The organism is Streptomyces sp. NPDC002004 (genome assembly GCF_053593975.1).
This window is the reverse complement of the sequence record NZ_JBSFDP010000053.1, coordinates 19,799-29,722: the sequence shown is the minus strand read 5'-3', so window position 1 is coordinate 29,722 and position 9,924 is coordinate 19,799. Positions and strand designations below refer to the sequence as shown.

9 protein-coding genes are annotated in these 9,924 nt (G+C 72.9%); 2 read left to right on the top strand and 7 right to left on the bottom strand.

What is annotated here, in order from left to right; all coding sequences use genetic code 11:
* The 3 genes from ACWCP6_RS35285 to ACWCP6_RS35275 all read right to left on the bottom strand — a co-directional run.
* The coding region (locus tag ACWCP6_RS35285; protein ID WP_450936732.1) for a DUF6777 domain-containing protein at positions 1-321 on the bottom strand (321 nt) is incomplete at its 3' end.
* Positions 322-914: 593 nt separating this feature from the next.
* The gene (locus ACWCP6_RS35280) at positions 915-2,765 is read right to left on the bottom strand and encodes an Ig-like domain-containing protein (RefSeq protein WP_450936731.1); all 1,851 of its coding nucleotides are present in this window, start codon (positions 2,763-2,765) and stop codon (positions 915-917) included.
* Positions 2,766-2,961: 196 nt separating this feature from the next.
* Positions 2,962-4,062, bottom strand: a complete 1,101-nt coding sequence (locus ACWCP6_RS35275) for a hypothetical protein (RefSeq protein ID WP_450936730.1) — start codon at positions 4,060-4,062, stop codon at positions 2,962-2,964.
* 155 nt (positions 4,063-4,217) lie between these two features.
* Here ACWCP6_RS35275 and ACWCP6_RS35270 point away from each other — a divergent pair, with 155 nt between their 5' ends.
* A complete protein-coding gene (locus tag ACWCP6_RS35270; protein ID WP_450936729.1) occupies positions 4,218-4,406 on the top strand; it encodes a hypothetical protein in 189 nt (62 codons plus the stop codon).
* 583 nt (positions 4,407-4,989) lie between these two features.
* Here ACWCP6_RS35270 and ACWCP6_RS35265 read toward each other — a convergent pair.
* A complete protein-coding gene (locus tag ACWCP6_RS35265; protein WP_450936728.1) occupies positions 4,990-5,610 on the bottom strand; it encodes an L-threonylcarbamoyladenylate synthase in 621 nt (206 codons plus the stop codon).
* A gap of 297 nt (positions 5,611-5,907) precedes the next feature.
* Here ACWCP6_RS35265 and ACWCP6_RS35260 point away from each other — a divergent pair, with 297 nt between their 5' ends.
* Positions 5,908-6,702, top strand: coding sequence for an oxidoreductase (locus tag ACWCP6_RS35260; RefSeq protein WP_450936727.1), 795 nt, complete (start codon positions 5,908-5,910; stop codon positions 6,700-6,702).
* Positions 6,703-6,862: 160 nt separating this feature from the next.
* Here the strand turns inward: ACWCP6_RS35260 and ACWCP6_RS35255 are convergent, their stop codons facing one another.
* From ACWCP6_RS35255 to ACWCP6_RS35245, 3 genes are all read right to left on the bottom strand, one after another.
* Complete coding sequence (locus ACWCP6_RS35255; protein ID WP_450936726.1) at positions 6,863-7,852, bottom strand: D-cysteine desulfhydrase family protein; 990 nt, start codon at positions 7,850-7,852, stop codon at positions 6,863-6,865.
* 157 nt (positions 7,853-8,009) lie between these two features.
* The gene (locus ACWCP6_RS35250; protein WP_450936725.1) at positions 8,010-9,110 is read right to left on the bottom strand and encodes a sensor histidine kinase; all 1,101 of its coding nucleotides are present in this window, start codon (positions 9,108-9,110) and stop codon (positions 8,010-8,012) included.
* Complete coding sequence (locus tag ACWCP6_RS35245; protein WP_450936724.1) at positions 9,107-9,772, bottom strand: response regulator; 666 nt, start codon at positions 9,770-9,772, stop codon at positions 9,107-9,109. The genes ACWCP6_RS35250 and ACWCP6_RS35245 overlap by 4 nt, the downstream gene beginning before the upstream one ends.
* Between the last annotated feature and the right edge of the window lie 152 nt (positions 9,773-9,924).

Genomic DNA, 9,924 nt, shown 5'->3' with positions numbered 1-9,924 from the left:
GCCCAGGACGGAGATCTGCCGCGGCACATCACAGCTGGCCAGCCTCCGCGTCCCCCCGTACAGGCCCGGTGTGTCCCCGTCGACGGTCCGCACCGCCCCACCCCCCGCCGACGTGACCTCGCCGGGCGGCGACGCCCCGGTCGACGGCACGCCACCCGCCCGTACCGTCGACTCCGTGAACGGATCCTGCCCCGTGCTCGCGGCGGACTGCAGGAACACCTCGCCCTGCTGCCGGTTCGAGAAGCCCTCGGGGCGCGTGAGCAGCAGGACCAGGGCCACCGCAGCGACCACCGCGGCCGTCAGCGCGGCCACCTGCGGCACCGACTTCCACCACGGTCGCCCGGATCCCCGTCGCGGACCTCCGCCCTCCGGCCCCGTGCCACCAGGTCCCTCGCCCCCCGGTCCCCCGCCTCCCGGCGGCGCGGGCGGCGGGCCCGGGGCCGCACCGCCCGCGGACGGTGCACCGATGCCGGGAGGCGGGGTCCGGTCAGGTCCGGACGGTCGCGCAAGCGGACCCGAAGGAGGCCCCGAGGGGATTTCCCCGGAACTCTCGGGGCCGGGTCCCGAGGGGCGGCCGGACGACGACGGTTCCTTGCTCACGAGCTCATCTCCCCCACCGCACAGGGGTCGGCACCGCCCCCGCACCGGCGGCGATACCTCGGACCAGGGGCAGAGCCCGCTGCACCGGCGGCGGCAGCATCACGCCCTCGAGCCCACGGCCGCGGAAGCACCCGCACAACGGGAGCCGCACCTCTCAGCAGACGCGGTCGGGGCGGTCCCGCCCGGTCAGCCGGCACACGGCCCCACACCACCGTTTCCGCTCTACGACCATTGTGCGCGGGCGGTGCAGGTGTCCCGCAAGCCGAGGGGCACGGGCCACGGCGCTGCCTGCACCGGAGAGGAATGCCGGCCCGTCAGCGACACTGTCCGAACCGTGGCCCGTCGACGGTGTTGCCCGCCTGCTTCAGGGTCGGCTGGTTGCCGTCGCAGCGCACCGGGCCGGTGACCGTGTTGGCCTCGAACGCGGGCACCGCCTCCCCGGGCGGCAGCCCGCTGCCCGCGTTGCCGTCGATTCTCACCGGTCCCGTGACCGTGTTGCCGGACACGTCGATGCCGCCCGTGCCGTCCTCCACCGTCAGGGCTCCCGTGATCGTGTTTCCCGGGCAGGCGGCCGTGTCGTCGTGGTCCGACCCGATCAGTACGTAGCCGCCGGCTCCGGTGACGGTGAACGGTCCGGCGAGCCTCGACCGGCAGACGCTCAGGGCCAGGGCACCGTCGGCGGACACGGGTCCGGTGATCTCGGCACCGGACACGGCCAGGGCTCCTCCGGGTCGCACCGTCACCTGCCCCTGCTGTCGTCCCCCGGCCGCGATGCACACCGATTCGCCGGCGGCAACAGTCAGCGGAGTGCGGCGGGGTGTCGTGAGGCACGGTGCACTGAATCCGACCGTGATGTCGGCGGAGGGGATCCCGGCGTTCGGTGCATGACCCGGGTCTCCGTCGTACCGGGCGGTGACCGTGTGGGAGCCGGGCTGCAATCCGCTGGTGGAGAAGCGGGCCTGACCGCCGGTCAGCGGCACGGTCGCCAGGGGCGTGGATCCTTCCGAGAAAGTGACCGTCCCGCCCGGCGCGTCAGCGGCCGGGTTCACCGCGGCGACGTCGGCGGTCAGGGTGACCCTGTGTCCGAACAGCGGGGCGGACGTATCCGCCGTGAGGGCGAGCGACGTGTCGTACCGGAAGCGGAAGGTCGCCTTGCCGTTGCCGTGGTTGACACCCGGGGCGAAGGAGACATCGGTCGCGGTCGGCGCCGCGAAGGCGCTTCCCCCGCCGCCTCCCGCGCCGGGCAGATTGCCCGGGTTCCCGCCCCCGGAGCCACCCGCGCCGCCGAAGTATCCGCCTCCTCCCCCGCCGCCGCCGTTGCCTCCGGCACCGCCGTTGCCGCCGGGCCCGCCGCTGCCCGGGTTGGGCTGACCGGTGTTGGGGTCGATGTCGCCCCCGGCGGTCCCCGGACCACCGAGGCGGGAGTTGCCGCTGCCGGCCCCGGGCGCGGCCTGTGTTGCGCCGCCGCCCGCGACCCCGGCTCCGTCGTAGCCGTCGGCCTGCCCGCCTGCCTCGCCCTCCGGGCCACCGCCGTCCCCGCCGTGGAGCAGCGGGCCGCCGTTGCCTGCGCCTCCTCCGCCGCCTGCCACCAGGACCCGGTCCGACGGGCCGAACGTACCGGCCCGCACATCGGAGCCCCCGCCGCCGGAGCCGCCGCCGCCGTGCGCCCCGCCACCTCCGGAACCGTGGCCGAAGCCACCGGGGCGGGCGAACTCTCCGTGGCGAGAGGTGCCGGGGATCCCGGCCGCACCCACGGTGATCTGGAGCCGCTGTCCGGGGCGCACGGGCAAGGTCGCGTGGGTCTCACCGCCGAGTCCGCCGGGTGCCCCGGTGGCCGGGGGGTTGGGAACGACGTAGCCGGCGGCGCTGCCGCCCTCCGCTCCGAAGAGGTCGACGTCGACCGCGCTCACCCCGTCGGGCACGGTGAACGTATCGGTGCCCGTCGAGGCGTAGGTGCAGGTGGGCGGCGACACGGAGAGGACGCCGTGCGTTCCGCAGGGCGTGGCGGCGTCCGCCGGGTCGGCTGTCGCGGTGGGCGGTGCGCCCATGGTCAGCAGGACGGCGGCGAAGGCGGCACCCACCGCCGCCAGCTTGGTTCTCGGGGCACTCGCTGTGGATCCGGCCTTGCCGGGCACACGGCCCGGGCCGGAGTCGTTCGGCTTCATGGGGCGGGGCACATACCTCTCCGGGTGAGCGACGGGTGATGCGGGCGGGCGTGGGGGGGCGGTTCGTACGGAGGGCCGGGCTGGTGGGTGAGGGGTGGCGTTGGTGGGCCGTGCGGGCGGTTGGTGCACGACGGGTGGTCCGCCGGGGGAGGCGGGCTGCGCCGCGCGCCCCGGCGGACCGTGGTGGACCCGCGGCTCAGACGCCGTCGTCGGCGCACAACACCCAGGCGTCCGTATAGGTGTTCGCCGAGCTCGCTCCGCCCGTGTGGGTGAAGGCGGTCCAGTACCCCGCGCTGGTGGTCCCGTCACCGACCGGCGTGCCGCCGGAGTCGCTGGGGAAGCTCCCGTTGAGGTGGTCGCCGCCCGAGCCGGGACCGGTGAAGTCGGTGCTGGTGACGCTGCCACCGCTGATGGCGGCGCCCCCGCTGATCAGTTTGCCGTCGCCGGCGCCGCAGCCGACGGTCGCCGTCCGACCCGCGGTCGCCGACGTCGGGCCGCTCACCTCACTGTGCCGGACCTTCACCGTCACACCGCTGACGTCGATGTTGTTCCCGCTGCAGATCGCGTAGGTGTAGGTGGCGTTGCCGCTGCCGCCCCCGCCGCCGTTCCACCCGACCGCGGCCCATGAGTCCGGGTTGGTCTCCGAGTCGGCCGCGGCCTTCTGGCCGTAGTCGTGTGCGGCGTTGTTGAAGGTCGGGAAACCGGCGATGGGCTTGAGGCTGCCGACACTGGCCGGAGTGGTGCGGGCGCCGCCGCCCAGCAGGCGCGTGTTGGCTGGGCACGTCGCGACGACAAGGCCCACGGTCGAAGCGGTCGTGGGACCGGCGATCTTGTTCATGACCACCTGGGTGTGGGTGATCGGCGTGCTGGTGAGGCAGATCGCGAACGGAGTCGTGGAGAAGGAGCTGTTGACCGCTCCTCCACTTCCGCCGATGCCCAGCCAGTGGGTGACATCGGTGCCGACGACCCCCGTCGAGCCGGTGTACTCGGTGCTGCCGTCGGGGCTCGGACCGGTGCCCATCACATGGTTGCCGTTGGACGAAGTGCCGGTGCCGATGGCCTGGTTGACGCCGCCACCGGAAACGAGGCCACTGCTGCAGTCCGCGTGGGTGGAGATCTCGGAGAAGGTGGATACGGGTCCGAGAGTGGCACCGGGGGTCTTCACGGTGACGCTGACGGAGTTGGCGCAGGCGGTACCCGGAGCGACCAGGGCCACCATGGCGCCGATGACGAGCGCCTTTCCGGTGACGAGGCGCCGGAGGGTGTGTCTCTTCTTCGTCGGGTTCGTCGGAATCACGGAAATCTCCTTGTCCGGTGTCGACGCGAGGTGTCGACGCGAGGAGCGGGCACGGCAGCGCTGTTCGGAAGTCGCGGAGGGCGAGCACGGCGGCACAGCGCCGCAGCGCATCGCCATCAGGAGCAAAGGGGCGTGCGTCGCGTGGACCGGGGTCGGTGGTCGGGGATCTGCTGGTCGACGTCATGGGCGGCGCGGGGACGGCCATGGAGCGGTCAGGGACGGGCGGTGGCCCGCCGCTCAGGGTGTCGCCGCTGGTTGCCGGGGTCTCCGGCGTCGTCGGTGCCCGGCCGCTGCGCGCGGTCGCGCCACGGCCTGCCGCTCACCCGGTGGTCGCCCTGGGATGACGGATGCTTCCTCCCCGGCCCTCACTGATCATCTGCTCACCTTCGTCGATGGAGCACCTGACCTGGCTGAGATACGGCGGATCCCCCCGGCTCTCCGGTCCTGAACGCACAGGAGGGGCCAAGGCTGCTTCCCTCCGTGCGGGTGCGGGCCCGCCCCCTGCGCAATACGTGGTGGCGTTGCGCGCATGCGGACTGTAGCAGGGTGTAGAGCTCACATCTACAGCCTGTTTCATCATGTGGGCCCGCAGATGTGAGGGCGCCTCGTGCGCCTCGCATGCGGTGGGCGAAGGGCTGCTCGCGGGGTGGCGGCGTGCCTGCCGCAGACGCGGCCCGCTCGACGGATCCGAGGCTGATCACATGGCTGTCGCGGGGTCAGCGGGCCCTGTCCGAGGGAGAGGCCGACGGGGCCGGCGACGGGGCGGCGGATCAAAGGGCCGGGCCGTGACAGCAGGCGAAGGAGCGCCGCGGCAGGTGAAGGACCGCGACGGCAGGCCGGACCGGCCCCGACGCGAGGGGCCGCCGCGGCGGAGGTGACCGGACCACACCGCCGCCGCGGCCCGTGTCGCCGCGGCGGCCCGGCAGGTCACTCGAAGCGTGTGGTGTCGCCCGCCCCTCGGCGCACGATCTCCGCCTCGCCGCCGGAGAAGTCGATGACCGTGGTCGGCTCCGTGCCGCACTCCCCCGAGTCGACCACCGCGTCCACCACGTGATCGAGCTGCTCCTTGATCTCCCAGCCCTGGGTCAGCGGCTCCTCCTCGTCGGGCAGGAGCAGGGTGCTCGAGAGCAGGGGCTCACCGAGCTCGGCGAGCAGGGCCTGGGCGACGACGTGATCGGGGATCCGCACCCCGACCGTCTTCTTCTTCGGGTGCAGGAGCTTGCGCGGCACCTCCTTCGTCGCGGGCAGGATGAAGGTGTATGCACCGGGAGTCGAGGCCTTGATGGCGCGGAACACGTCGTTGTCGATGTGCACGAACTGCCCGAGCTGCGCGAAGTTCTCGCATACGAGGGTGAAGTGGTGGCGATCGTCCAGGCGCCGGATCGACCGGATCCGGTCGATCCCGTCCCGGCTGCCCAGCTGGCATCCGAGCGCGAAGCAGGAGTCCGTCGGATAGGCGACGAGGCCACCGGAGCGAATGGTGTCGGCCACCTGGCCGATGGTGCGCTGTTGCGGGTTCTCGGGGTGCACGTCGAAGTACTTGGCCATTCGCCGAGCTTAAGCGCTCGGGGGCCGGACCGTCGGCCGGAGGCAACTCCACGGCGGAACCGGCCGGTCCTGCCCCCGTCCCGGCCCGGCCCGAGCGCACGACCGACGCACCCCGCTCCTGCCCTACGAGGCGACGCGGGGACGACGCGGAGGCAGTCGGGCGATGTTCTCCGGCGCGCATGGTGTCGGTGCCGATTCACGGTGGACCACCACGTGATACTGCGTCTGCATTCGACGGGTGACTCCTTCGCCCGTGTCTGGTCTTCCCGCGTTGACACCTCTCGGGCAGGGATACCGATGGAACTGAACCTCCAGGACAAGGTCGCCGTCGTCACGGGAGGCAGCAAGGGGATCGGTCTGGCCGTCGCCGAGGCACTCGGCCGCGAGGGCGCCCGTGTCGTCGTCGGCAGCCGTACCGAGTCCCCTGGTCTCTCCGCGGCGCGCGACCGGTACGGTGTCGCGTTCGTCGAGGTCGACCTGGCCCGGGCCGACGGACCGGAGCAGCTGGTCCGAGCGGCCGTGGACCGCCACCGGCGGATCGACGTTCTGGTCAACAACCTCGGGGCCACCCGTCCCCGGTCGGGCTTCCTGGACGTCGACGACTCGGAGTGGCAGCAGGTCTTCGGCCTGACGTTCTTCAGCGCGGTCCGCACGACGCGCTCCGCGTTGCCGCACCTGCTCGCCGACGGCGGGGGAGCCATCGTCAACGTCGGCTCCATCAACGCCCGTCTGCCGTTTCCCATGGTGGTCGACTACTCGGCGGCCAAGGCCGCGTTGAGCAACCTGACCAAGGCGTTGTCCGAGGAGTTCGCGCCGCGCGGTGTCCGTGTCAATTCCGTGGCCCCGGGGCCCGTCCGAACCCCGTTCTGGACGGATCCCGGCGGCTTCGCGGACGCCGTCGCCGCCGAGTCGGGCCGTACCGCCGAGGAGGCGCTGGACGAGGTAGTGCCCCGGCAGATGGGTATCTCCACCGGACGGATCAGCAATCCGGAGGAGATTGCCGACCTCGTCGTGCTGCTGGCCTCGCCCCGCGCGGGGAACATCACCGGCGCCGAATTCGTCATCGACGGCGGCCAGGTCAAGACCATCTGACTCCCGCCCGTCCCTGCCGGCCGGGCGCCGCTCGGCGGCATGCCCACGGACGGTTATGCCCGGCCGGGAGCGCGACCTGGATCTTCACCTCACCGTCCACGACCGCGGGTCCCCCGAGCGGGGCACGGCAGCGGCGGAGTCACCAAGCCGTCCGTGCGGTTCAGGGTCCCTGGAGTTCCCGCGCGGCGAGCGCCGCCCCGGCCTGCGCGAGGGTGGCGGGGTGCCCGAACAGTCCGGGCAGGCCGCCCGAGTGCAGGAAGACCGTGCGCATGCCGGGGGCGATCTCACCGTCCTCGACGGCGGCGATCAGTCCGGCCATGGCACGCGCGGTGTAGATCGGGTCCAGGACGATACCTTCGGTGCGTGCGGTCAGGGTGAGGGCGGACAGGGCCTGTTCGGTGAGCGTGCCGTAGCCGTCGCCGACCTGGTCGAGGCGCAGCCGGAGGTCCGCCGCGCGATCGCCGGACAGGCCCTCGACCAGCTCGCGGACGGTTCGTTCGGGGTCCGGCACGGCGCCGACGTGGACACCGAGCACCCGCTCGGCGCCGAGCCGGTGGACGAGACCGGCCATCGTGCCGCCGGAGCCGAGCGCGACGACGACGGTCGCGGGCTGCGGACCCTGGTCGAGGAGTTCGCTGCCGCACTCGACGTATCCGCGCGCGCCGTCGACGCTGGAGCCGCCGAAGGGGATCAGGGCCGGGACGGCGCCCCGTCGTCGGAGGCGCTCGGCGAGCAGTCCGGCGGCCGAGGCCAGGGCCTGCCCGCCGGCGTCGCCGGCCCAGACGACCCTGGCGCCGAAGAGCCCGTCGAGTGCCAGATTGCCGGAGGCCGAGGAGTCGGGCGCGCCGGCGAGGACGAGCACGACGTCCAGTCCCAGCCGGGCACCCGCGGCGGCGGTCAGCCGCGCATGGTTGCTCTGTGGTGCGCCGGTGGTCACCAGGACGGTGGCACCCGCGGCGAGCGCCGCACCGCAGATCCACTCGAGTTTGCGCACCTTGTTCCCACCGCCGCCCAGGCCGGTGAGGTCGTCGCGTTTGACCCACAGGTCGTCGCGGGCGAGGCCGAGTACGCGGGCGAGCCGGGGCATGGGTTCGAGTGGCGTGGGCCAGGTTCCGAGCAGCGTGCGCGACGGAACGGACCTGTCGGGCATCGGTGTCACCGCCTCTCGCGGGTCTACGTACCGGCCGGCCGCGTCGATCAGCGAATAGGCGGCGCGCGTCCGTCGTCCCCGGCGGCGACGCGTCCCGCTCCCACCGCTCCACCCCGCGGCCCGACGCCATGGCGGCCGGAACGGGCGATCCGACGGATCACGGTGCGCCCTCGGCCGGGAGCCGGAGTGTCAGCTCGTACCCGCCGTCGGGGGTGGGGCCCGATGTGACGGTGCCGCCGAGGAGCGCGGCGCGCTGTTTCAGCCCGGCGAGGCCGTAGTGCGAGCTGGGCAGCGGGACGATGGGCCGGGTCGGTGCGCTGTTGACGACCGTGACGCCGACGGTGCCGTTCTGCTGGCGCACGTGGATTCTCGCGGTGGCTCCGGGAGCGTGCTTGCGCACATTGGTCAGCGCCTCCTGGACGGTGCGGTAGACGGCGCGCTGCACCGTCGCCGGAAGGTTGCCGGGGAGGTCGGTCGTCAGCTGGGCGTCGATGCCGCTGCCGTCCACGAGCCGCTGCAGATCGGCGAGCGAGGGCTGCGGGGTCAGCTCCGTGACCCGGCCGCCCGAGGCGCGCAGGACGCCGACCATGTGCCGCAGCTCGTCCAGCGTCTGCACGCTCAGCCGCCTGATGGTGGTGGCGGCCTCCTTGACCTCGGGGTCCCCGCTGCCGACCTGGAGGGCCCCGGCCCGTACCGCGATCAGGCTGACCTGGTGGGAGACCACGTCGTGCATCTCACGGGCGAGCTGCGCGCGTTCCTTGGCGAGCACGGCCTGGGCGGTCAGCAGCTGCTCCTGGTCCCGCACCTCGGCGATCTCGACCAGCCGCAGCGACAGATCGCGCCGGGCCTGGACGAGCTGGCCGAGGAACACGGGAGCGGCCCAGGTGGCGGCCGTGTAACCCAGAGTGATCAGCGTCTTCGCCCTCGTGAAGTCCAGGTTCATCGAGGGCAGGTAGACCATGTCGCTCAGCGTGAACCCGATGGCGCAGACCGCCAGCAACATCCGGCTGCGGGAGAGGGAGGCGAGGGTGTACAGCGCGATCAGTCCGGCGATGATCGCGTCGGAGAACAGGACGGCGGGGAGGGTCAGCAGCAGGGTGGGCAGCGGCCAGCGCCGGCGCATCAGCAGGGCGGCTGCCGCGACCAGGGCGCACACCAGGCGCGGCGTCGTGACGTCGGCGTGGACCCAGACGTCGAGCAGGGCGGCGCCGACGGCGGCGGCGTCCCAGGCCCGTGCCCGCAGGCTGCGGGGGATCACGGCTCCTCCTCGTCCCGCGACGGCCTGAGGAGGCCGGCGCGTTCGGCGAGCAGCGCGGCCTGGACCCGGCCTCCCACCTCGAGCTTGGTGAGGATCGCGCTCACGTGGTCCTTGACGGTGCCGGTGCTCAGGTGCATCCGCGTTGCGATGTCGGCGTTGGACAACCCTTCGCCTATATGTACGAGGACAGCGCGCTCACGGTCGGTCAGCCGGTCGAGTGCGCGGGCGGCGGGCTCCTGGGAGCCGGCGCTCAGATAGGCGTCCACGACCGTCCGGGTGACCTTCGACGACAGGACGGTGCGGCCTTCGGCGAGGGACCTGACGAGGAACGGCAGCTCTTCGGGGTCGGTGTCCTTGAGCAGGAAGCCCGCGGCGCCCGAGCGCAGCGCCGTCGCCACGTATTCGTCCATGTCGAACGTCGTGAGCATGGCCACCACCGGAGGATTCGGGAGCCGGAGCAGTGTGTCCAGCACGGTCAGGCCGTCCACGTCCGGCATCCGGATGTCGAGCAGCACGACGTCCGGGTGCACCTCCTGCGCCACGCCGACGGCCTGGCCTCCGTTGACAGCGGCCACGACCTTGATACCGTCCGCTGCGTCCAGGATGCGCTGAAAGCCCGTACGGATCAGGGCCTCATCATCGACCACCAATACCCGGATCACGCGTGCTCCACTCGCCGTCGGACCACTGTTCGCATTCGTACCACGCCGGGGGAGACGCTGCCGCTGCCGTGCACCGCGTCCGGCCGGACAGCGGGTCCGCGCCAGCCAGTCGGCGGGGGCGGTTCCGGAGACCTGCCGGATGGATGTGACCT